Source organism: Novosphingobium aerophilum, assembly GCF_014230305.1.
Lineage (GTDB): Bacteria > Pseudomonadota > Alphaproteobacteria > Sphingomonadales > Sphingomonadaceae > Novosphingobium > Novosphingobium aerophilum.
Map to the genome: position 1 here is coordinate 177,105 of NZ_JACLAU010000003.1, position 23,109 is coordinate 200,213.

The window sequence follows — 23,109 nt, forward strand, 5'->3', positions numbered from 1 at the left end:
GTTTCGGCGGTCAGACACGCCGAATTCGGCCAGCGCTCAGTTGGTCGGCGATCTCAGAACTCCCGGTCTTATCGGCCCGCAAAAGGACTGCGCCGATCGAAATTTGCTCCCTCAGCTCTTGCCGGGACTCACCTCAAGCGATGCGGCGATGTCGAGGATCGAGCGCGCCAGGACCATCGGATCATCCTTCGAAGCCACGAACCCGCGCCTTTGCCAAAACGCGGCAGCCTCCGGGTCCACCGCATTGACGATCAATGCCCTGCCCCCAATCAGCGTTGCGCCTTCGACGCATCGCTGGAGAGCGTGCTTGAGCAGACCGGTCCCAATGCCTTGCCCGCGCCATCGTGCGTCAGTGGCCAATTGGCCGAGCAGCAAACAGGGCAGCGGGTCGGGCGATTGACCGGTGCGGATCGGACGCGGGAGGCTGACTGGAACCACGGCAGTTGGCGCCAAGCCGTAGTAGCCCACCACCCTGCCCGCATCGTGGACCACCATGACGGCTGTGAAGCCCTTTTTCTGATTGGACAGCGCTCGGGTCCGTAGCCAGTTGTCGAGCGATGGCTTGCCGCACGAGAACCTCGAGAGGTCGTGTGCATCGCTCAGCGGTTCGGGTGCGGAAATCGGCACTGCGCTGGGTTACTCTACTGAAGGCTTGGCTTCCCAGGGCGCAGGCCGCTTCAGCAACTCAACCATTTCGGGCACCGCTTTGGCCGGACGGTCGAGGAGATCGACGAAGGTGGCGAAGCCTTCTGGAGACATACGAATGACCGTGCTTTCCATGATCACTTCCTCGGCCGTCCGCACCGCCGCATCGCGCATGAATTCCGTGCGCGAACGCCCGCGCAGGCTGGCCGCACGGTCAATGATCGCGATATCGGCCTCCGGCAGCCGCATCGAAAGCGGATGGTCCTTGCGCTGGGTCGAGCGAGCCATGGTTGTTCTCCTTGCCCGACTTCTTAGATCATTGTATCGCATATTGCAATACAAATAAAAAAGGAGCCGGAAAGGTCAGCCGATGAGGAAGGCACGCTGATCCGCTGCGGCAACGACAACCTGACCGCCGCGCAACATGGCTCGGGGGGAGAGAACTCACTCCGCATTCCAGAACCCGCTCTTGCGGCCGTGTTGCGCTCTGAGATCGGCGACATAGCAATCGTGATCCGGATGGCCCGCCCAGTCCTCGATCCGGCGCGAGAGATAGCCGCAGGTCTGCAAATGGCGCGCGGCATGGGGGTAGCGCTTCGACCGCCCCCGATCGAGCGCGAAGCCGATCATGGAACGAAGGATGAGTGTGGCGGCGAGAGGATGATCCTTATCCAGATGGTCTGCGGCATCGGTCAGATACCAATAATGATCGCCGCTCATTTCACGATGCCGCGCAAGCACCATCGCTGCGGCAGCAGCCAATGCCGGCCAGGTCGCCAGAAACTGGAGACCACGATCAAAATCGGGATAGGCCGCCGCAATGCTCATGGCGCGCTGTTCTGCCTCCTCATCGTCGAAATCCGGCAGGCGCTTGAGGTATTCCTTGAGATATTCGGCGTGCAGCACGCTCTCGAACAGGTGCCAGCGCATGGCCTGCGCTTCGTCCGCCCGCCCCAATCCATCCAGCACATCGATACGCACCCGATCCCAATCGGGCCAGTATCTGCCCTGCCCGCGCGTGCCTGCAGCGCGATCAAGCGCGGCGAGCGCTTCCCCTGCCCGCCCGGCCCCGAGCAGTCGCTGCGCGATCCCGGCCGCGATCGCAGGATTGACCTGCTCCTCGGCCGAATAGCGCGCGGCATAGGCATCGACGTCGCCGAGGGCATCAGCGATCTCGGTCAGCGCCGAGCGGACCAGTCGGGCGTGCCCCTTTATTTCGAGATCGTCTTCGTAAAGCGGCCCACCCAGCCCCCAGCCGATCACCCGGCGTTCTTCATTCTTGGGCTTGCTGGGCGGCGTCTTCTCAAGCGCCTCGAACTTCGTCTTGAGCAGAGCAAGTCCTTGCTGACCCAAGATCGGTGCCATCAAGCCGATCAACCCGTCGAACTGACCATAACCGTTGGCGCAAACGCCGGCATAGACCTTTTCGGCCAGCGTCGGCACCTTCAGCCCGCAGTGCGGCGCGGTTCTGCACAGTTCTTCCAGCGCAGCTTCCATCACCGAGCCGATCGCACCATTGCTGTCGTCGCATCGGTCATACAAAGAGGGGGCCATGTCGAGCAGCCGCCAGAGGAGCTCGAACGCCTCCGCCGGCTGCGTCGGCGCAACATGATCGACTATCGCGCGGCGTTGCGCCTCGATGTCTGCCACGAAGGCACGGTACTTGGGCCAGTCAACGAATGAGCGGGATTTGGCGATGATTGCCAGCCGCTTGCGGATCTCGGCCGCCACGCCCGCGCCGCCCTCGGTCCGGCTTGCCAATTCCAGCCGCAAGCGCCGCTTTGCCGCCGCATCGCCCGCGACAAGCTCGAGCAGGATGTCGGCCAAACGGTCAGCGCCCAGCGCCGCGAGATTCTTTGCGTTGAGAGCCTTGTCGGAAGCCATGCCCTGCCATCGCAGGGGGACCGGCCACGGTCAATTCAGCAGAAACCGGGTCAAGAAAATCCGCCTAATGCCGCTCCGCTCGGCGGGGGTATCCAGCACAAACCTGTTCCAGCATCGATACCCCCAAAATACCCCCATGCCAGCGTCGCTTGGGAAGACTATGCATTCTGGAACTTCGATGGGAATATCCTGAAATATAGGTATTTCAATCACTAAGGGGCTGATCTCGAAAGAGAAACCCGACACTATTCGAGTCCTGCTTTCAGTTATTTTATCTCATATTTTCAATTGTTTATACGGTATGGTAGCGGAGGAGGGATTGGAGAATCCAGCATAACACTATGATTTTTAAATATTTTGTTGACCCAAAGCCGGCGATACCCCCAACGATACCCCCGATTTTCGTGCCTTTGCGACGAGGTGCACATCCCATGCGGTGGGCGGTGAAGGCCCGAAGGATTGGACATACGCGGGCGTCATCTGTGGCGCTGCCCATGAACGATGCATCCAGCAAGTGGTTCTGATGCGCACTCGTCAACGGCTCCGTGTCAGCTCGATTCGGATGGCAGGATCGCCGCCCAGAACTGAAGTACTGGAATGCGGCGAAGAAGGGCTGGACTGTGGATACTGCCGTCTTCGACATCGCGGTCGGCGGCAGCTCGACGGTGCCCTTCACAAAGGTCTTTTCAGTCACGCCTTGATGCGGAACTGGCCACATGGGCGTGCTGGACGCGGTGGCTCGATCATGAGCAAGGGAGGACGGTGCGTTACTCACTCACCGTTCTTGGCCTATCGACCGTTGCACTGAACCGTCAGGCCGTCGCTCCAGGAGCCGCAGACCTTTCATACTCGCTCGATTGGACGACGAGCTTGGACAAGTGTGGCAATAGTCCCCGCTCAAATTTGTCAACCAGCTCGTAGATCACCGGGATGAGAACCAGCGAGAGAGCGGTCGAGGTGATCACGCCTCCAATGACAGCCACGGCCATCGGCTGCCGCGCTTCCGACCCTTCGCTCACCGCCAGCGCCGTCGGAAGCATGCCCGCGATCATCGCGACCGAGGTCATCACGATCGGGCGGGTGCGTTGGGCGCATGCTTCGAACAGCGCCTCGCGCATGCCCATGCCGTCGCGCTCGGCGGTGATCGCGTACTCGACCAGCAGGATCGAATTCTTGGCGCACAGGCCCATCAACATCAGCAGCCCGATCAGCACCGGCATATCGATCGGAAAGCTCAGCAGCCGCAAGGCAGCAAACGCGCCCAGCAGGCTGAGGGGCAGCGCGCCCATGATCACCGCTGGCTTGAAGAAACCGCGGAAGAGCAGCACCAGCACAGTGTAGGTCAACGCAATGCCGGCGATCAGGGCGAGCACGAAGCCCACGAACAGCTCACCGATCAACTGCGACTGACCTTCCTTCGCTTGGTGCACGCCGGCAGGCAGGTTGCGCATCGTGGGGAGACCGGCCACGTCACGCAATGCTGTTCCAACGGCAGAGCCGACCGCGAGATCGGCCTCGACCGCAATCCGACGCTCGCGGTTGAAGCGGATGATGCGGCCCGGACCTGCCTGGAAGCGAATGTCGGCCACCGTTCCAATGGGCGTGGTTCCTCCGCCCCGGGTCGGAACCCGCAGCGCGGCCAGCGTGGCCAGATCGTTGCGGGCACTTTCTGGAAGGCGGACCCGGATCGACAGGCGCTGTTCGCCTTGGGAATACCGGGCAGAGGCAGCGTCGATGTCCCCGATGGTCGCAACCCGCAGGGTGTTGGCAAGCGTCGCGGTATCCACACCGAGGCGGGCGGCCTCCTCGGGACGTGGGGTGACGACCAGCTCGGGGCCGGGCGCCGGCGGGCTGGGACGCGGGTCGCTGAGCGAAGCCAACTGCTGCATCTCGCGCAGGAGCCGGGTCTGCACCCGCTCGAGCTCGGCTCCGTCCGGACCGGCGAGCACGACGGAAACGGGCGCCTGCCCGAAGTTTCCCTGATTGTGGAACCGCACGGCCGGGATCGCCTTGAGTACCGGCACGAGATCGGCCTGGAACTGCTCGGACGTCCTCGTTCTCTGGTGCGAGAGGACCACGGTCAGCGTGCCTGAGCGCAGGTCCGCGCCGCCGCCACCGATCGTTCCCCCGGTGGAGCCCACCTGCGCGAAGACGCGTTCCACGTCGCGTTGCGACCGGATGAGGCGCGTTGCGGCCTGGACCGCGTCCTCCATGTCGGCCCGCGTGGCGCCGGGCGCTCCCTCGATCGCGATGTAGACGTAGTTGCGGTTCTGCGTGGACTGGAACCCCAGCTGAAGTGTGGCGGCGATGGCCAGCGCTAGGACCAGCAGCCCGGCCCCGATCGCGGTGCACAGCCACGGCCGTGCCAGCGCCCAGTCGAGCGCGCGGGCGTGGCGCGGGTTGAGCTGCCCGCCCGGCGCCGCGGATTTGCGTGCATGGTGCGGCAGCAGAAGGTAGGCAGCCATCAGCGGTGTCAGCAGCCGCGCCACCACCAGCGAGAAGGTTACCGCCGCAGCGACCGTCAGACCGAACTCCTTGAAGAACTGCCCTGCCTCCCCCGGCATGAGCGAAACTGGGGCGAAGACGGCGATGATCGTCGCGGTTGTCGCGATAACCGCGAGGCCGATCGCGTCGGCGCCGACGAGGGCGGCGCGATATGGAGACTCGCCTAGCTCGATCCGCTTCTCGATGTTTTCGATTTCGACGATCGCGTCATCCACCAGGATGCCGATGACCAGCGTCAGTGCCAGCAACGTGATGCCATTTAGGCTGAAGCCCATGGCCGCCATGAAGATGAAGGTCGGGATCAGTGACAAGGGCATGGCGACGGCAGCAATCGCGGTTGCGCGCCAGTCCCGCAGGAACAGGAACACCACCACGATCGCAAGGACCACGCCCTCGAACAGCACGTCGATCGTCGCGAGGAAGCTGCGGCGCGTCTGCTCGGCGGTCGAGACGATCTTGGTGAAGGTCACGCCGGGGTGGGCTTGGCTGAGCTGCGTGACCACGCGATCGGTCGCATAGACCACCGAAACGTCACTGGCTGCACTGGTCTTGGACACCTGGATGGCAACGACCGGCCGGCCGTTCAGACGGGCGAAGCCGCGCACCTCGCCCTGCCCGTCGCCCACCTCCGCCACGTCCGCGAGGCGCACGTACCGCCCCTGCACCGGGATCGTGAGCGCACGGATCGCCTCAACTTGCCGGGCCGATCCCAGCACGCGGATGTTCTGCTCGCTCCCGCCGATCCCGGCTCGCCCGCCCGGCGCATCGACGTGGAACGTCGCGAGGGCGGAATTGACCTGTGCCGCGGTCACGCCGATCGCCGCCATGCGCTGGGGATCCAGGATCACGGTGATCTCGTGGGCAGCACCGCCGATCCGGCGCACTTGCCCGACCCCCTTTTCACCCTGAAGAGCTCGGGTCACGTCGTTGTCGATGAACCATGCAAGGTCGACATCGTTCATCGCGGGCGCGCTCACCGCGTAGGTGACGACGGGCGCACTATCGAGGTCGATCCGCTGCACGCTGGGCGGATCGATGCCCTGCGGCAGCTCGACCCGGGCGCGCTCGACGACGGTCCGGACGTCGTCGGTCGCCTTCTGCAAGTCGGTCCCCATCTCGAACTCGACCGTCGTGTTGGAGACTCCCAGCGAGACGTTCGAACTGATGTTTTTGACCCCGGTCACGCCGCTCAGCGCATTCTCGATCGGCCGGGTGACCTGGTTCTCCATCTCCTGCGGCGCGGCGCCGTTCTGCGTGACGGTGACCGTGACGATCGGCAGGGCGACGTTGGGAAACATCTGGATCGGCATGCGCAGGAAGGCCACCATGCCTGACACGGTCAGGAGGATGAACAGCAGTGCCACCGGTATCGGGTTGCGGATCGCCCAGGCCGAGATGCGCATGGTCAGCGGCTCCGCTGCGCGATGGCGACTTGATCGCCGTCAAGTGTGAACGCCGCGCCCTTGACCGCCACCGTGCTCCCGACGGGCGGTCCCTTGCGCAGCTCAACATAGCCGCCAGCGCGATCGCCCGTCTCCACCGCCACGCGGTGGACCCGGTGCCGGGCATCGACGAGCATGAGGAACGCGCCGTCGGCGTCATAGCGCACGGCCTTGTCCGGCACTGCTGGAGCCGTCCGGGCACCACCGAAGATGACGTCGGCGAAGCCACCGACCCGCAGTTCAGGGTCGATTGGCAGCGCAACCCGGGCGATCACCACGCCGGTCGTCTGGTCGACCCGCTGGCCAATGAGCCTCACCCGTCCGTCGAGAAGGCGGCCGGACGCCAGCTTCACGCTTGCGGGGTCGCCCACCGCGAGCCGCGCCGCCATCGCTTCGGGGACTTCGGCGTAGGCTTCCACGAGCCTGTCGCGCGCCATCCGGAACATCGCCGTTCCGGCGCTGGCCGTTTCGCCCGGCCGAACGGTGCGCTCGATCACGGTGCCGGCATAGGGTGCCCGGATGACAAGGTGACTGCGGCGGACGAGCGCGTCGTTCAACTGGGCACGGGTTGAATTCACCGACGCGGCGGTCGATCGGGCAGCAAACCGGCGCTGAGCAATGGCTTCGCTCGAAAGCACCCCCGAACTGTCAAGCCCGTCGACCCGCCGTGCCTGCTCGGCAGCCTGTTCGGCCGCAACCTGCTGCTGGACGAGCTGCGCCTCGAGCTGAGCGATCTGTGAGCGCAGCAGGCTGTCGTCAAGGATCGCCAGCGGCGCACCGGCCGGCACCCGCGCGCCCTCCTCCACTAGCACGCGGGCGACACGGTAGCCCGAAACATCGGTGGCGACGGCGACCTCCTCCAGCGCCACGAGCCGTCCCGCCGCAGCCGTCCCGCCGCCGATGTTGCGCAAGGCCACCTGGTCGACAGAGACGGTCTGGCGCGGTGCATCCTTCGCCGCCGGCTTGGCGCCACCGCCGCATCCGGCAAGGGTACCGACGAGCAGCAGACAGGCGACCGCGGTGCGCAGACGGGTGAACGGGTCGGGCGTGGCGATCATGGCTGTGTTCCATCGGACTTCGGGGTGGAACTGGGCTGCTGCGGTTCCGCGCTCCATCCGCCTCCGAGCGCACGGATGGCGGCAACGGCACCGGTCAGCACGGCGAGCCGCCCCTGGTTTGCCGAGGAGCGCGCCTGCAGCCAGGTGCGCTGCGTCTGGAGCAGGGTGGTCAGGTCGGTGAGGCCGGATCGGTAGCTGCGCGCCGCGATGTCGTAGGCGCGGTGGGCCTGCTCCTCGGCGGTTTCGAGCTGGGTGGACCGAGTGCGGCCCGCCCGGAGCCGGACGAGCGCGTTCTCGGCTTCCCCGTATGCGGTCTGGACCGCCTTCTCGTAGCGCACGGCGGCCTCGCTGCCGCGAGCCTCGCTCAAGCGGAACTGCGCCATCAGGCGCGGCCGGTCGAGCACGGGCAGGGTCAGGTTGGCAGCGAGCGACCAGAGCCCGGTTGCACCGGCTGCAGGCCCACCCGTGGCGGTCAGCCCCGCTCCACCCTGGATGCCGAAACGCGGAAACAGCGCGAGCCGGTCGATCTTGGCTCCGAGGACCGCCGATCGGACGGCCAGCTCGGCCGACAGCACGTCCGGCCGACGCGTCAGGACAATACCGGGGGTCACGGCCGGCAGATCCGGTGGCATCAGCAGGCGCGGTTCGATGACGATGCTATCGGTGCGTGCATCGGGCGTCCCGACGAGAATGAGCAGCGATCGGCGCGCCGCGTGAAGCTCGCCCTCGAGACGCAGGACCTCGGCCGCGGAACTTGCCGCGTCGGCGTGCAGGCGCGCCTGGTCCTGCCCAGACGACAGTCCCCGCGCCACCGCCACATCCGCGTTTCGGGCCAGTGCAGCCGTCAAGTCACGGGCCGAGCAGGCAATCTCGAGATCAATCGAAGTCGCCCGTGCCTGGTACAGCGCGGTGGCGACGTCCGCGATTAGTGCAAGACGCACGCCGTAGAAGTCGTAGCTTGCCGCGGCGCGGTCGATGTCGGCCCGCTGGCGGATCGCGGACAGGCGGCCGAACAAGTCGAGCTCCCAACTTGGCGCGAAGTTGGCGGCATAGCTGTCGTTGTCAGGCGCCGTGAGCCCCCTTCCCCAAGCGCGCTCGCTGCCACTCTCGGTCGCGGCACCGGTTAGGGAACCGGACGGCAGCGTTCCAGCCCGGCTCAGCGCGCGCGTGGCGCGGGCCTGCTCGAGTCGCGCCAAGGCGATGCGGATCGTCGTGCTCCGCTCCAGCGCGGTTCCGGCAAGCTGTGCCAACTGGGGATCGCCGAACGCGTCCCACCACCTGACGAGGTCAAAACCATCGCGCGTGGGAGCGTTTTCATCGGTTTCGAGGGTCGAGGGCAGCGCCAGTTGCGGTTGCGGGGCGTGGAGTGCCGGCGCGCAGGCGGCAGGGAAAGCCGCCGCAAGTCCGATCGCAAGTGATCGAATCGCGACTGCGCGGGTGGGGTCGCGGCGGTGGCTGGAGGAACGCACGTTGGCTCGGCCCTTGTGACAGACCGTCCTCCCCTATCCTCGCGCCTTAAAATATACAAGTATGTTTCTTTTATCTCTGTACCCGTCACCGGGCTTGGCGCTAAGGTTCTTTCGAAGGAGACCGGATGAGCACCGAGCAGCACGAGCCCGAGCAGCGGCAGAAGGGCCGCCCCAGCGTAGAGGAAGCCGCCCGCATCGACCGGCTCATCCTCAGCGCTGCGCGCAACATCCTGGTGGCGCATGGCGAAAGCGCATCGCTCAACGCCGTTGCAAAAGCGGCCGGCCTGTCGCGCAAGACCGTCTATGCCCGGTATGCCAGCAAGGAAGCCCTGTTCCTTGCGGCCGCTCGGAGCGCGCTCGTCGACACGAACCCGATTACATTCCCCCCGGCCGCGACGCTGGAGGATCGTCTGTACAACTATCTGGTCGAAGTGTTTCGCCTGATTTCGAGCGACGCCGCGCTGTCGTTCCAGCGCGCGCTGGTGACGAACGCCCATCTGCTTCCGCAGCTGCGCGACGCCATCCGCGAGGCGTCGGCTAACATGATCTTCCAGCCGCTGCAGGATATGCTCGCCGAAGCCTTCCGCAACGGCGAGCTGGACGCGGAGGATCCCCAGCTGGTCGCCCGGATCGTGTTCGACACTGTGGTCGGGCAAATGACGACCCAAGGCCACGAAGCCCCGGGGCGGGGCGACCCGGCCATACTTCGGGCCTACGCCGGACTTTTGGCGAGGATGGTCTGCCGGGGGCTGTGCCCTAGAGCTGCGGGACTGATGACCTAGCGCGAGGCCGAAAATTGCAGTTCCCGTAACGGACCAAGTCGCGCAGGCTTGCTTTGTGCGTCACGGTGTAGCACAAAATATGAAGGCCTCACGCCCGTGCGATCATGCTGCAACCTGCTGGGTTCGGGCCCTGGCTCCGCTTGCCGGCGGAGCGCAGGCGTCTCCGGCCAATACGATGGAACGACCGGAGGACATGCGACAGAGGTCACGGCGAGCGCTTTGGCTCAGAGCGACGCTCGTGGCGACTTTCGCACTGACAGGGCTCTCCGGCCCGGTGCGGGCCGGTACGCTCGTCGTCGGCAACAAGGGCGATGATACGGCCAGCTTCATTGATCTGCCCACGGGGACCAAGCGGGCCCGGACACCGACCGCCAAGGCGCCCCACGAAGTGGCGGTCTCGCCGAACGGTCGCCTCGCCGCCGTCGCGGCCTATGGCTGGACCACTGTCGACCCCTTCGACGTCGCCACGGGTCGCCAGGTCCATAGGATAGACCTGGCCCCTCATGCGGGCCCCCACGGCATCGTCTGGTTGCGCGACAATCGACCTCGTTATCGCCGCTGAACGCAGCCGATCGCTGGTCGTGGTCAATCTGGCCACGGGAAAGTTCACGGCTGCCTCGAAAGGTCAGGCCGGTTCGCACATGCTCGCCGTATCGCGCGATCGGCGTCGAGCCTACGTCTCTAACATCATGGCGGGCTCGGTCAGCGTTTTCGATCTGAGGCGGATGGTGAAGCTCTCCGACATCCCGACCGACGGGTATCCTGAGGGCATCGCGTTGTCACCGGACGGGCACGAACTGTGGGTCGGCGACGCTTCTGCCGGCAAGCTGCGCGCCATCGACCTTCCGAGCGGCCGGTTGATAGACGCACTCGACCTACCGTAGGTTGCTCTGCGCGTCCTGATCAGCCCTGATGGCAGGTTTGTCATCACCTCCAACATGTGCGCCGGCACGCTCAGCGTGTTTGACCTCGCGACGCGCCGGCTGGTGCGGACAATCACCATAAGCGGCTCGGCCAAGGCGATGCAGATCACCCTGGCATTCAGTCGCGATGGACAGCGCTTCTACCTCGTGGAGACGATGCTCGATCGCATCGCCGACGTGGAGTGGATCACCGGGAAGGTCCTGCGCCGTATAGCCGTCGGCAAGAACGGCGATGGACTTGGATTAAGTGGAGAAGAAACACGACCATGCAGAAGCATCTGATCGCGATCACCCTGGGCAGCATCGCCTTCACCAACGCGTCATCGGCGCAGCCTGCGCCCCTTTCCGGCAGCCACAGCACCGGCGCCGGCCAATCCCCACATAGTCAAGCTGCGCTGGTTTGTGGCCGATCTCGCCCGTGCGACCAAATCCTACCAGGCGGTTTTCGGCGCGACGTCGGTCCAGCCGATGGGCGACAAGGCGAGCATCATGATTTTCCCGGGCGGAGCCATGCCGGGCCTCATCCTGATCGAGGCGCCGGCCGAGAAGGCCATGCACGGCAGTTTCGTGATCCAGGTAGCTGACGTGAAGGCAACCCTGGCCTACGCGGCGGCAAAGTCGGCGATCGTCGGCATGACCCTGGCCATGGCACGAGACTTGGCGGGCATCGCGGTGCGGGCGATGGCGATTGCGCCAGGGCCGATCTGGACGCCCCGACTCGGCGGCGCCCCCGAAGCGTTGAAAGACGCCCTCATCGGCAACGTCGCGTTTCCCAAGCGCTTCGGCCAGCCAGAGGAATTTGCGAGCCTCATTGAAGCTTTCGTGCGCACGCCTTTCCTGAACGGGCAGACCGTGCGGCTTGACGGCGCCATGTCGACGCCGCTGACGAACTTGATGGGCAAACCCTAACCAGGCCGCCCCAGACCGTCGCAGATCCGGACCCTACCGGGCACAAATGGAGAGCACTGACGTGACACCAGTCCTGAAGCGCCGCTCGGTCCAAGCTGTTGCACGTCAAGGACGTCGCTCGCGGCAACAAGGTGAATCACGAGATCGAGATGACACCAGCCGAGGTGGGCAGCGGCGTGTTCGACTGGAAACGGATCCTGCCCGCGGCCCACCGCGCTGGGGTCGAGCATTACTTCGTTGAGCAGGAACCGCCGTTCTCGATGCCTCGGATCGACTCTGCCGCCAAGTCATACACTTTTTTGGCGGAACTAGTCGCCTGACCGGCAGCGGTCGAACACTCATTTGGCATCAGGCGCGCTGGCCGTCGACCTTGGCAGATCCGAACATGCCCATCTTGCACTTGCCCGCGATGCTGCCGCCATTGGTCTCAAGATCGAAGCTGAGCGTGATCTTCATCGGCTTGGCGACGCGCAGATCGAACCGCAGCCTATTACCTTCTGCCTGAGCGGCTTCGATGGCCTGCGTGCCTTCCGGACTGACGACCGACCCAGACACCGCGCCGCCTTCAACCGCGACGGACAGCACCATGGCTTGCGGGCCAATAGGGGTGGCCAGGGCTATTTCCCAGTTGCCATTAAGCGGCGAGGTCGTTGTCGAGGTCATCAATTGATCTCCTACGTTGCGGCGTCCGGGCGACCAAGCCGCTGCCCCAAGTATTGTCCCCGTCAGACCCCGCATATGCAACGCGCAGCAAGACCGGTTGGCAAGAGAATGGCGGTGCCTTGCGACACCGCCATTGTTTGCCCAGCCGCGTGCGAACGCTCAGCGTGAACCGAAGGCGAACCTCAGGTTGATGCCCACTTCGCGAGGCAAGTTTGTGAAGACCTGCGAATAGGTGCTCGTGAAGGTACGACCGGCCGCGGTTCGAAAAGTTGGCGGCTGCAGCTCCTGGAACGACGTGGCCTGAGGTGAGGTCAGCCGCGAGTTTCGGATCGTGTTGAACACGTTTCGAGCGAACACGTTCAGCTCCCAGCTCCCGTCACTGGCCCGCAGACCACCGAACAGGTTGAGCAGGCCATAGGCGCCCACGTCGTCGTACTTGACTGTCGGATCGACCTGCGATGCACCGTAATACGTGAACAGGCCGCGGCCGAAGAGTTCAAGCTTGCTGCCGACAGGCATCCTGTATTCCGCCTGCGCGGTGGCGCTGAACGGAGCCTGATAGGCCGAGCGCTGGGTGACGGTGCACTGCCCGATGTTGTTGCTGCCATAGGCGGCCTGCAACTGGGCAACCGTCGGTGCCGACGTCAGCGTGTCAGGGACACCGTCACCATTCAGATCGTCGCAAGGAATGACGCCGTTCTTGATCTTGCCGTCGACGTAGGACGTCACTAACCCGATGTTGAAGCGGTCCGATGCGCGATACGACAGTTCAGCTTCGATGCCCTTGACCGTGACTGGCACGGCGGCGCCGAACTGTGCGGAGTTCGTGACGGCGGGGACCAGGGCATTGTTGACGAAGTTGAAGTCCTGGAAATAGATGCCGTTCGAGATCTTGTATGGGAATCCATCGAACTTCTGATGGTAGGCGGTCACGTTCAGGATCAGCCGGTTGTCGAGCCATCCGGACTTGAACCCGATTTCGTACGAGGTCGACTTCTCGTTTCCGAGGTTCAGGAACGAGAGTTGCCGCGGCGACTTGACGATCGCGCCGTTGAAGATGCTCGGCCCAGCACGGAACGAGGTTCCGGTGTTGGCATAGACCATGAAGTCAGGGCTGATCTTGTAGCGCACGGAACCCGTGTAAATCCACGCCTTGTCGACCCCGCCTGCATCGAACGGCACCGAGTTAGCTCCGATGTTGAGCAAGGTGCGAGGCGACGTGATCGTCATGTGGCGCGCACCACCCGACACTTGCAACTTGTCACCGATGTAGGCGGTCAGGTTGCCGAAGACCGAGTTCTCCTTGAGCTTGCCGTCGCGAGTTCGGGTGATGGTGGTGCTTGCGAGACTGGCAAGGCCGCCGCCAAGGAAACTAGGCAGCATCACAGGGGTCTGCTGGACCAGATCAATGTCCGTGGCCTGGTCGGTGTGGAAATAGCCTACGATGTAATCGAACATCCCAAGCACACGTTCCTCGTTCTGCAGACGGATCTCGTGCGAATTGTCTTTCGACGTCGTGCCATTGAACTGGTAGAAGTCGAAGTTGCTGCGGAAGTTCGCGACGTCCTGGTTCGCCACCGACTTGTTGGTGAAGTTGTTCTTCGAGCCTTGATAGATCAGAACCTGTCCGGCTCCACGCAGTTCGGCGCGCCAGTTGTAGGTCTGGAACTTCGCACGCGATGTGCGGGTCGATTCCTGTATCGACAGGAAGTCCTGCGGTCGGATCGTCACCGCACTGGCAGGAGCTCCGGGGCTGTAGAGGCTGAACGATGCATACTGGTCGTAACCCCAGTTGTCGACGTCCTGCGTCTGGTACATGCCCTCGAGCTTGAGCCAGTCGGTCGGTCGGAAGGTCACAGATACACGGCCCGACAACGTCTCGCTCGACGGGTTTGCGTCCTGCGACGTGGCGAAGGTGGCAGTTGTGGAAACCGGCGCGATGGACCGCACGAGATTGCCGCGGCTCTTGTCGTAGACCCCGGCGAAGCGGACCGCCAAGACGTCCTTGATCAGCGGAATGCCGAAAGCTGCGTTCAGATTGTAATGATGCCGGTCGCTGACGCTGGCCGATCCAGCCACGCCGATGTCCTGCAAGTCGGCCTTGCGCGCAGTGTAGGTTATCGACCCGGACGGAACCGAGTTACCGCGCAGCGTGCCCTGCGGCCCGCGCAAGACTTCGACCTGCCCGATGTCGAAGAGCTGTTGCAAGATGGCATTGGCGGAAATCGGAGCGTCGTTGAGGAAGAAGGCGACTGACGGCGATGCCGAGGAATTTACGTCGAACTGGATGCCGCGGATCTGGCCCGAGGCGCCGATGCCGTTCGACTCGGTGCGAAGCTGCAGGCCAGGTACGAGGTCCTGAAGCTGCTTTGAGTCTTGAAGGTTCAGCTTGGAGATTGTCTCCCCGGCCAAGGCGTTAACAACCGCAGGAACGTCCTGCAGCCGTTCTTCACGTCGCCGGGCGGTGACGATGATAGTAGCATCGTCCAGACTATCCGCCTTTGCCGAGGGCTGCTCATCCGCCAAAGCCGGTGTGGCAAGAGCAAGCGTGCTCCCCCCCAGAAGTACTGCAGCTCGCAAATTACGCATTACCCTCTCCCTTTTCAAGTTCGGCTCCAGACCGTTTTGATTATATTTAAACAACAGCTTTACTGTATGAATTTTTACTGCAGGTACCTTGTTTCTTAATTCCACGAAGAGGCGACGCTTCGAAATGCGTCAGACCAGTGATCAAGTAAAAAAAGAACGGCGGGGCCCTGAAGACTTGGGAGGAGGCCCCGCCGTCTCCTGCGACCGGACTTGAGCGCTGACACCCAAGGCGCAGTGAGCTGAAGCTGGTGGAATACTGGCGGTGAGCATTCTCGAAATCACCTTGCGCGCACCTCCGCACACGTTTCACCGTCGGGCCATGGTCGCGCCTCGCGATCACTGAGCCCCGGCGAATCTACTGCTAAATTCGATCGGGAAGCGGGCTTTGGATCACTCGTCCCGACTCATGTTGTGCGACACTGAGTTGCATAAAATATGAGGGTGATCAACACGCGCTGACATCGCCCCCCGACGGGACATCGCTGGAGCGATGGACATTGTCCGCGCATTTGCTTGACGTTCGTCCCCCAGGAGACCGGCAGAAGGATGCCGAGCGACAAGCAAGTGTATGACCTAGCTTATTTCTCGTGTCGCGCGGACCGTAACGGTTGCGTACTGCGCTCGGTAACTGTTGACGGCTCGACAATCAGCGTAGGCCCAGACCCAACCCGGGCTTGTCCATGCTGCACCCCGTGTGCATGCAGCAAAATGCAGAGCAGGAGCCAAACGCGCGATGCGCGACCTAAACACATCTGCCGAGGCGACCAAGCCGAAGGGCACCCGCAGGATCGGCAATGTAGACACCGAGAGCCGCAAACTGCTCTTGCGCGCTGCAGAGGAGCTTATGCGCGAGGAAGGCTACGCCCAAGTCACCTCGCGCAAGCTGGCGAGCCGCGCCGGTCTGAAGCCGCAATCGGTCCACTACTACTTCCGCACGATGGATGATCTGTTCGAAGAGCTGTTCAACCAAGCCATACAGCGGCAACTGGCCGCGCTCGATTGGGTGACGCAGCAACCGGACCCATTGGTGGCCTTATTCGAGCTCACTTGCGATCCGACGACGGCAGCCCTGCAACTGGAGTTCCTCGCACTCGCCAACCATCGCAAGCGCCTGCAAACGCTCATTCGGGAGTTCGGCGCCGAACTGAATGCTCGGGAGGCTGCGATCCTCGATCAGGAATTGCGCCGGCGCCACATCGCCACGGCTGGCTTCTCACCCGAGCAGCTTGCGACGTTGTTTCAGACCGCCGCAAGAGGCCTCGCCTTCTCAGGAAGCTTTAATTCGGAACGCTTCAGCAGCGCACGCGACGCGGTGGTTGCCTGGCTCCGGTCGACCTTCGATCAGGACGGCTTGGCTGGCAACCGATAGCGGTCATGGCACTGCTTGCACGGCAGGGCCTCGACCACCAGAGCGGTGACGCCAGCTAGGTCTCCCTTCGAGCCGGCCTTTGCCATCAACTCCGTGTTGCGGGCAAAGGCCTCCATCTGCCCCATGAACTTCTCGTGCTCTGCCCAAGCCTCGGACCGAGTTCGTCCCCCAGGGATCCGCTGGCGATAAATGTCCAACGAGTCTCGGGCTCCTTGTGCGATTGCCGCAGTGACTGCGGGAAGTCGCTCGGCAGGCTGAACCCCGGCGAGGATATCGCCCAGCACATCGGAATCCCGCCGCAGCTGACCCATGATTTCCTGGCGTTCGAAGATGATGGCATCCGCCATGGGTGACGGCGGAGCGTCAGCGGCCGAGGCACGGGCCGTCAGAATGGCCCCAGTCAGAGAGGCCCCGGCAAGCAGCAGGACCAAAAACGGAATTCGCAACATCGCCGAAGAAGCCTCCTCTTTTTTGTGCGACATCGTATCGCACTCTTGACCCTGCTTGTCGACGTTCGCTAAGCGATTGCTCAGCAATGCATGTGGGAGAGCAAGGCATGCGCCTGTTTGCGAAAGCGGGACCTAGGCTGCGTGCCGCCTCGGTCATTGCCCTGGCGACCTCGGTCGCCATCACTGCGTTCGCTCCGTCGAGCGCCAGCCCGGTCGAATCACAAGCTATCGCACCTCAGGCTTCGGTCAGGGAGCCCGCCATTGCTCCCGCTGAGGCGGGCCTGCGGCGTCTTAACGAGGTCCAGTACGCGCGGGCCATCGAGCAGACGTTCGGCCCTGGACTGAAGATCCCCGGCCGCTTCGAACCCCCGCTCCGCGAGCATGGATTGCTGGCGATTGGCGCGGCGCATGTAACCGTCACCCCAACGGGTCTGGAGCAGTACGAACTCCGCGGTCGTCAGATCGCCGCAGACGCCGTTGCGGGCGGGCATGTGGCAATGCCCTGTGCACCCAAGGACGGCACGTTCAGCGCGAACTGCGCCCGAAATGTGCTCGGGCGCTATGGCCGCATGCTGTACCGGCGCCCACTGAAGGACGGTGAGCTGTCGAGCGTCGTTGCGCTCACCCAAGCGGGAACGCAAGCGTCGGGGAGTTTCGCCAAAGGACTAGCGGCCGGGCTGTCGCGGTTGCTGGTTTCCCCGAACTTCATTTTCCGGGTGGAGCGTAACGGCGGTCCGGGTCAGATCGACGACTGGTCTCTAGCCACCCGCATCAGCTTCCTCTTGTGGGACGCTCCTCCCGACGAGGCCTTGCTCGATGCGGTCGCCCGGGGCGATCTGGCCGACAAGGCCCGCCGTGCGGCCGTCATCGAGCGCATGATCGCTTCGCCCAGATTCGAGCAGGGCGTGCGAGCCTTCTTCTTCGACATGTTCGGCTACGAGCAGTTTCAGGGCCTGGTGAAGGATCAGGCGATCTACCCGAAGTTCAGCAACGATCTGGTCAAGGACGCCCAGGAGCAGACCCTGCGAACGCTGGTGTCCCTGCTGATCGTGAACAAGGGTGATTATCGCGACATTTTCACCACCAGGCAAACGTTCCTAAATCGCAACCTCGCGGCGCTATACCGAGTACCCGCCCCGACAGCGGCGATGGATGGCTGGGCGCCGTTTACCTTCCCCACCACAGAGCCGCGCGCTGGAATCCTGAGCCTGGCCGCGTTCCTCATGCTTGACCCCACTCACGAGGGAAAAAGCTCGCCGACAATCCGCGGAAAGACTGTGCGCGAATTGCTGCTGTGCCAGCCTGTTCCCGCCCCGCCGCCGAACGTCAACTTCAGCATCGTGCAGGACGATTCCAACCCACTCTACCAGACCGCCAGGCAGCGCCTGCTCGCACACCAGGAAAGCCCCGCCTGCGCCGGTTGCCACCGAGTTACTGACCCGATCGGACTGTCGCTGGAAAACTATGACGCCACGGGTGGCTATCGGACTCACGAGAAAACCGCGCTGATCGATGCCTCGGGCACCTTCGACGGCAAGCCTTACTCCGGACTGCTTGGGCTCACAGCTCTTCTGCGCGAGAGCCCTGACGTCACGTCCTGCCTGGTTCAACGCGTCTTCGAGTACGCGCTCGGACGAGAGGCGCGGGCGCTGGATGCGGACTGGCTCAATCAGGCCAATGCACGCTTCTCCGCGCAGGGTAACCGCGTCCCCGAACTGATGCGACTGATCGCCTCGAGCGATGCAATCGCTGCAACCCGCCCTGCGACGACCGCAACAGCGGCATCGTCATCGTCGCCCGATCAGGCCGCCTTGACCTCACTCTACAGGAGAGCCCGATGAGCCGCTGGACACGCCGCAACCTTTTGCGGGGCACGCTGCGCGGCTCAGCCGTAGCGGTCAGCCTCCCCTTCCTCGACCTCTTCCTGGACGGTAACGGAGAGGCCCTCGCCAACGGCTTGCCACTGCCGACCCGCTTCGGAACATGGTTCTGGGGATGCGGGGTGAATACCTCGCGCTGGTTTCCCAGCAAGCTTGGCGCGGGCTACGATCTCAAGGACGAACTCCGGCCGATCGCTCCGTGGCAAGACAAGGTCACGGTCTTCTCCAACTTCAACTGCGTGCTCGATGGGCGCCCGAACCTGGTACACTGGTCGGGCGTGATGGCCACGCTTTCCGGCGCGGCCCCGCTCAAGGGCGGGGTGAACGGCGGCACCAGCGAACTGCCGACCATCGATTGCCTGGTGGCCGACTACATGGGTCAGTCGACCCGGTTCCGTTCTCTCGAGCTTGCATGCACGGGCCAGTCGGGCGTCAGCTACTCGATGCGTGCGGGATCGACAGTCAATCCCAGCGAGGTGGACCCGGTGCAGCTTTATCGCCGGCTGTTCGGGCCCGGCTTCCAGGATCCGAACAAGGCCGAGTTCACCCCCGACCCCGCCGTGATGTTGCGCAAGAGTGTACTGAGTTCAGTCAAGGACGACCGGGACGAACTTATGCGCACGGCGGGTGCCGCGGATCGGCAACGGCTCGAACAGTATTTCACCTCGGTGCGCCAGGTCGAACAGCAGCTCGAGCACATGCTCGAGAAGCCGGCGCCAGCCGAAGCTTGCCAACTGGCAAAGGAACCCGGCGCCATGGCTCTGGGCCCTACGTGGGACGTCGCCACACGCACGCACGACGTGATGGCCCAGTTGCTGGTGATGGCGTTGGCCTGCAACCAGACGCGGGTCTTCAACATCGCCCTGTCGAATGCTGGCTCCAACCTGCGCAAGCCGGGTGACCCGGTTTCCTTCCACGAGCTGACGCACGAGGAGCCGGTCGATGAAAAGCTCGGCTACCAGCCGCGCGCAACCTTCTTCATCGAGCGCAGCATGGAGACCTTCGCAAGCCTCCTGAAGCACATGGACGGCATCCGGGAGGGCAGCGGAACGCTGCTCGATAACAGCCTGATCCTGGCGACCTCCGAAAGCAACTTCGCGAAGATTCACTCGGTTGACAATCTGCCGATCCTGGTCGCAGGTCGCGGTGGCGGACGCTGGAAGTCCGGCCAGCACATCTCAGGCAACGGCGACCCGTCATCGCGCGTCGGGCTGACCATCCAGCAGGTGATCGGAATGCCGGTCAACGCGTGGGGACAAGGCGCGATGGAGGTGACCCGCCCGATCACCGAGGTGATGGCGTGAGAGTTGCCCTCACCGCCGCAGCAATGCTGGCCGGGGTCTGCCCGATGGCCGCTCCCGCATGGGCCGAAGAACCGGCCGCGACAGCGGCTGCCGAGAAGCCGGTTGCCGCCGCCTCCCTCGTGGGGATGGTCGGTCCGGGGCTTTATGTGACCGATCCGGAGCGCTCGCTGCGGTTCTACACCCAGGGCCTCGGCATGTTGCTGCGCATGCGCTTCGGTACGCCTGGCAAGCCGGACATGGTGGTCGGCTTCGGACCCAATCCGCTCGATGCGGGTATTATGCTCCTGAGCGACAAAGACAGCACGCCCCCCCGCAGAATCGAGCATGGACACGGCTTCGACAGGATCGCACTACGGGTCGCCGACCTTCGCGAGATCAATGCTCGACTGCAGGCTGCCGGCTTCACTCCAGGTAAAATACAGATCGTGCACGGCGCGATTCAAATGATGATCGTGACCGACCCGGACGGCTACCGCCTCGAACTGATCGACAGTAAGCCAGCGCCGCGTCAGTCGCCGCCACCCGCCTCCCGTCCATGATGAAGAGCTCCCGATGATCTGCAAGAACCCACTGCTTAACGGTCTTGCCGGTCTGGTGCTGGCAATGGGTGGCACACCTGCCCTCGCCAACTACATCGGCCCGAGCTACCTGAGCATCCCGGGCGTCCCCGGACGGGCCGCTCACACACCTTACCGCAACTGGATTCGAGCCGAGGCCCACTACTGGACCGCGAAACCCCCGCGCAACTCGATCCGCGGGATCTCGGGCAAGGAAAGCGGGCTCAAGTTCACCGGTCCTCGGGCTCCCGCCAAGGGCGCTTCGCAGCTTTCGCTTGCACTCGACAAGGGCAGCCCCGCGTTTGCCGGTGTAATGGCCGCCTGTCACGCGGGTCGCCCCATCCCCGAGGTGGTCTTCGCAGAGTCGTCCGACCTCGCGAGGCACCCGCAGGAACATGGCCCGCGTCCGAGCACCGTGCCCGAGTTTTACGAGTACGTACTGAAGAACGTCACGCTGTTGTGCCCGGTTGTCGAGAGCGCACCGGAGCAGGCGCTTGCCCTGCGCTTCGAGCAGATCGAGTGGCGGAACTACCAGCCCCAGCCGCAGCCGATTCCTCTCAGCACAGCTCCCGCGTCGCTGCGCAAGGGCACCACCCGTGGTGACAGCAAGTCATTCGTGATTTCGTGGTTCGCACCTGTGGCGGAAGCGGGAGAGAAGCAATGCCCGCAGATGAACCGCAAGCCGACGCAAGACGAGTATTTCGCGCTTATGCCGCCCGCACGTCAGGCCCAGCAGCGCGAGGCCCTGCGTAGCAGCGGCGGGGCGAGCAGCACAGTGATGCCCTACCGGGGCCCAGACGAGATGAACGTCATCCTGTTGCCGGGGATCGTGCCTGATCCCGGTCACGTGGCGCCCGTCGCAGACCGGGTGAGAGGGTTCGACCTCGACGGCTGGAGCGGTCAGGGTCACCCGCCCAAGACTACCCGAGTGCATCCCAACTACGTCTCCCCGGATGGCCGCACGGGCATCGACAACCAGCTGTTCAACGTGTTGGGCTGTGTGGAGGGCTGGCGTCGCAATGGCTTCCTGCCGATGATCGGCAACGAGCTGCGCCGTGCCGGCGGCCTCTCCATCCTGGTTGAAGTCAGCGGTATCGACGATCCGCGAAACGACAATGAAGTGTTCGTCTCGCTGCTCTACAGCGCCGACCCAATCCGGCGGGACGGCACATCCAAGATCGTGCTGCCCGACTTCACATTCGGCGTGAATGCCAACCCCGAGTTCTCGCAAGACTTCGTCCGCTTTCGCGGGCGCATGACCAATGGCGTGATCACCACGGACGTCCAGCCGCTCGTCACCATGCACGAGGGACCTGCCTCAACCTGGTCGCTGTACCAGGCACGCATGCGGCTAGAGTTCACCCCCGAAGGAGGGCTGAGTGCCACCTTGGGCGGTTATCGTGACTGGCGTGAGCTTCTCGCCATGGCGTTCTTCCAGGCGTCCGATTACGAGAACACGATCGGCTTCACCGCTCCCGGTATGTACAACGCCGTTCGGCGGGCTGCTGACGGATTGCGCGATCCCGAAACGGGGATCTTCAACGGCCTATCTGCGGCGTACGAGATGGAGGGCGTGCCGGCGTTCATCCCACCTGAACAGCATGCACAACTGGCAGCTGGCGGTCGTTTATCGCCACCGACTCCGCGCTGACACCAAGCCACACCTCAGCCACCAAGACAACTTTATGCAATAGTATGGCGCATATATCTGGACGAGAGCACTTGGCCCCCATAGGACGGGAACGAACCTGCAGCTCGCTTGAGCCACGGTGCCATCCAGACACGGGGCAAGACCTTGACCAGCATCGCCGACTTTTCGTCCACTCCCCTCGCCGAACTCCTCTCGCTCAAAGGCCGTGTGGCCATTGTGACCGGCGGCGCGCAAGGCCTCGGAAAGGGGATTGCCAGGCGTCTAGCCGAAGCCGGCGCGACCGTGCTGCTTGGCGATCGCAATCTGGAACTGGCATGCCAGACCGCGGCCGCGATCGCCGCTGAGTACGACGCCATGGTCGAGGCGATCGCCATGGACGTGTCTGACTCTGCCGCGATTGCTGCAGCGGCAAGCCATGCCAAGGACGCCTTCGGCAGCGTCGACATCTGGGTGAACAATGCCGGGGTGTTTCCTCACATTCCGTTGCAGCACATGACCGACGCGGATTGGGACAATGTTTTCAGCGTAAACGCGCGCGGGACCTTCGCCGGTTGCCGCGAGGCAGCAAAGGCCATGCAAGGACGTGGGGGCGTCATCGTCAACGTGGCATCGCTTGCCGGGCTGCGCGGGATATCACCTGGGCTTTCCGCCTATGTGAGCTCGAAGCACGCGGTGGTAGGCCTGACGAAACAACTCGCTCTCGAACTTGCCCCAGAGCGGATCCGTGTCATCGCCGTGGCGCCGAGCTTCATGGTGACGGAAGGCAATCTCGCGCTCATTAAGCAGGACCCGCGCATGGCCGAACTGGCAGCCGAAGCGATCCCCTCGATGATAACTTCGAAGCTCGGGCGAGTGGGACAACCGGACGACATCGCACGGACGGTATTGTTCGCCGTGTCGGACATGGCGAGCTTTATCACAGGCGAAACCATTGTCGTGGACGCAGCAGAAACCGCCTAGCTAGGAGACCCTCAGCGGGCACAATCATGCTGCTTCACCAACACTTGCCCTCGTCGACCAGCCAAAGATG

General features: G+C 63.8%; 21 protein-coding genes. 12 read left to right on the forward strand and 9 right to left on the reverse strand.

What is annotated here, in order from left to right; genetic code table 11:
• Positions 1–111: 111 nt before the first annotated feature.
• From H7F49_RS04240 to H7F49_RS04265, 6 genes are all read right to left on the reverse strand, one after another.
• A complete protein-coding gene (locus tag H7F49_RS04240; protein WP_185682318.1) occupies positions 112–627 on the reverse strand; it encodes a GNAT family N-acetyltransferase in 516 nt (171 codons plus the stop codon).
• A 9-nt stretch (positions 628–636) separates the two neighbouring features.
• The gene (locus H7F49_RS04245; RefSeq protein ID WP_185682319.1) at positions 637–933 is read right to left on the reverse strand and encodes a type II toxin-antitoxin system TacA family antitoxin; all 297 of its coding nucleotides are present in this window, start codon (positions 931–933) and stop codon (positions 637–639) included.
• Positions 934–1,089: 156 nt separating this feature from the next.
• A complete protein-coding gene (locus tag H7F49_RS04250; RefSeq protein ID WP_185682320.1) occupies positions 1,090–2,529 on the reverse strand; it encodes a DUF6880 family protein in 1,440 nt (479 codons plus the stop codon).
• A gap of 812 nt (positions 2,530–3,341) precedes the next feature.
• Positions 3,342–6,437: an efflux RND transporter permease subunit gene (locus H7F49_RS04255; RefSeq protein WP_185682321.1), complete on the reverse strand. Its 3,096-nt coding sequence runs from the start codon at positions 6,435–6,437 to the stop codon at positions 3,342–3,344.
• Between the two features lie 2 nt (positions 6,438–6,439).
• Positions 6,440–7,534 carry an efflux RND transporter periplasmic adaptor subunit gene (locus H7F49_RS04260; protein WP_185682322.1) on the reverse strand — a complete coding sequence of 365 codons (1,095 nt, stop codon included), beginning with the start codon at positions 7,532–7,534 and terminating at the stop codon, positions 6,440–6,442.
• Positions 7,531–9,003, reverse strand: a complete 1,473-nt coding sequence (locus H7F49_RS04265) for an efflux transporter outer membrane subunit (protein ID WP_185682323.1) — start codon at positions 9,001–9,003, stop codon at positions 7,531–7,533. Before H7F49_RS04265 ends, H7F49_RS04260 begins: the two co-directional genes overlap by 4 nt.
• Before the next feature lie 125 nt (positions 9,004–9,128).
• Here H7F49_RS04265 and H7F49_RS04270 point away from each other — a divergent pair, with 125 nt between their 5' ends.
• From H7F49_RS04270 to H7F49_RS04295, 6 genes are all read left to right on the forward strand, one after another.
• Positions 9,129–9,785 carry a TetR/AcrR family transcriptional regulator gene (locus tag H7F49_RS04270; protein ID WP_185682324.1) on the forward strand — a complete coding sequence of 219 codons (657 nt, stop codon included), beginning with the start codon at positions 9,129–9,131 and terminating at the stop codon, positions 9,783–9,785.
• A 238-nt stretch (positions 9,786–10,023) separates the two neighbouring features.
• Positions 10,024–10,347: a YncE family protein gene (locus H7F49_RS04275; RefSeq protein WP_185682325.1), complete on the forward strand. Its 324-nt coding sequence runs from the start codon at positions 10,024–10,026 to the stop codon at positions 10,345–10,347.
• 19 nt (positions 10,348–10,366) lie between these two features.
• Positions 10,367–10,669: a YncE family protein gene (locus tag H7F49_RS04280; RefSeq protein WP_185682326.1), complete on the forward strand. Its 303-nt coding sequence runs from the start codon at positions 10,367–10,369 to the stop codon at positions 10,667–10,669.
• A 54-nt stretch (positions 10,670–10,723) separates the two neighbouring features.
• On the forward strand, positions 10,724–10,990 hold the full coding sequence (locus tag H7F49_RS04285; protein WP_185682327.1) for a YncE family protein: 267 nt from the start codon (positions 10,724–10,726) through the stop codon (positions 10,988–10,990).
• A gap of 120 nt (positions 10,991–11,110) precedes the next feature.
• Positions 11,111–11,617, forward strand: coding sequence for an SDR family oxidoreductase (locus H7F49_RS19480; protein ID WP_214647640.1), 507 nt, complete (start codon positions 11,111–11,113; stop codon positions 11,615–11,617).
• A gap of 98 nt (positions 11,618–11,715) precedes the next feature.
• A complete protein-coding gene (locus H7F49_RS04295; protein ID WP_185682328.1) occupies positions 11,716–11,937 on the forward strand; it encodes a hypothetical protein in 222 nt (73 codons plus the stop codon).
• Positions 11,938–11,965: 28 nt separating this feature from the next.
• Here the strand turns inward: H7F49_RS04295 and H7F49_RS04300 are convergent, their stop codons facing one another.
• Positions 11,966–12,280 (reverse strand): hypothetical protein, encoded by a 315-nt coding sequence (locus H7F49_RS04300; RefSeq protein ID WP_185682329.1) that lies wholly within the window; start codon positions 12,278–12,280, stop codon positions 11,966–11,968.
• A gap of 159 nt (positions 12,281–12,439) precedes the next feature.
• Entirely contained in the window at positions 12,440–14,869 is a 2,430-nt protein-coding gene (locus H7F49_RS04305; protein WP_214647641.1) for a TonB-dependent receptor, read from the reverse strand.
• A gap of 733 nt (positions 14,870–15,602) precedes the next feature.
• Between H7F49_RS04305 and H7F49_RS04310 the strand changes: the two genes are divergently transcribed.
• Entirely contained in the window at positions 15,603–16,238 is a 636-nt protein-coding gene (locus H7F49_RS04310) for a TetR/AcrR family transcriptional regulator (protein WP_185682331.1), read from the forward strand.
• Here the strand turns inward: H7F49_RS04310 and H7F49_RS04315 are convergent.
• Positions 16,211–16,774 carry a cytochrome c gene (locus H7F49_RS04315; protein WP_185682332.1) on the reverse strand — a complete coding sequence of 188 codons (564 nt, stop codon included), beginning with the start codon at positions 16,772–16,774 and terminating at the stop codon, positions 16,211–16,213. The two genes, H7F49_RS04310 and H7F49_RS04315, sit on opposite strands and share 28 nt — an antisense overlap.
• A gap of 20 nt (positions 16,775–16,794) precedes the next feature.
• On the opposite strand from H7F49_RS04315, the gene H7F49_RS04320 reads away from it, so the two are divergent.
• From H7F49_RS04320 to H7F49_RS04340, 5 genes are all read left to right on the forward strand, one after another.
• Positions 16,795–18,528: a DUF1592 domain-containing protein gene (locus tag H7F49_RS04320; protein WP_185682333.1), complete on the forward strand. Its 1,734-nt coding sequence runs from the start codon at positions 16,795–16,797 to the stop codon at positions 18,526–18,528.
• Positions 18,525–19,871, forward strand: coding sequence for a DUF1552 domain-containing protein (locus H7F49_RS04325; RefSeq protein WP_185682334.1), 1,347 nt, complete (start codon positions 18,525–18,527; stop codon positions 19,869–19,871). Before H7F49_RS04320 ends, H7F49_RS04325 begins: the two co-directional genes overlap by 4 nt.
• Positions 19,868–20,410, forward strand: a complete 543-nt coding sequence (locus H7F49_RS19485; RefSeq protein ID WP_185686799.1) for a VOC family protein — start codon at positions 19,868–19,870, stop codon at positions 20,408–20,410. The genes H7F49_RS04325 and H7F49_RS19485 overlap by 4 nt, the downstream gene beginning before the upstream one ends.
• A 13-nt stretch (positions 20,411–20,423) precedes the next feature.
• Entirely contained in the window at positions 20,424–22,079 is a 1,656-nt protein-coding gene (locus H7F49_RS04335; protein WP_185682336.1) for an Hcp family type VI secretion system effector, read from the forward strand.
• Between the two features lie 144 nt (positions 22,080–22,223).
• Positions 22,224–23,039: an SDR family NAD(P)-dependent oxidoreductase gene (locus H7F49_RS04340; protein ID WP_185682337.1), complete on the forward strand. Its 816-nt coding sequence runs from the start codon at positions 22,224–22,226 to the stop codon at positions 23,037–23,039.
• Positions 23,040–23,109 lie beyond the last annotated feature (70 nt).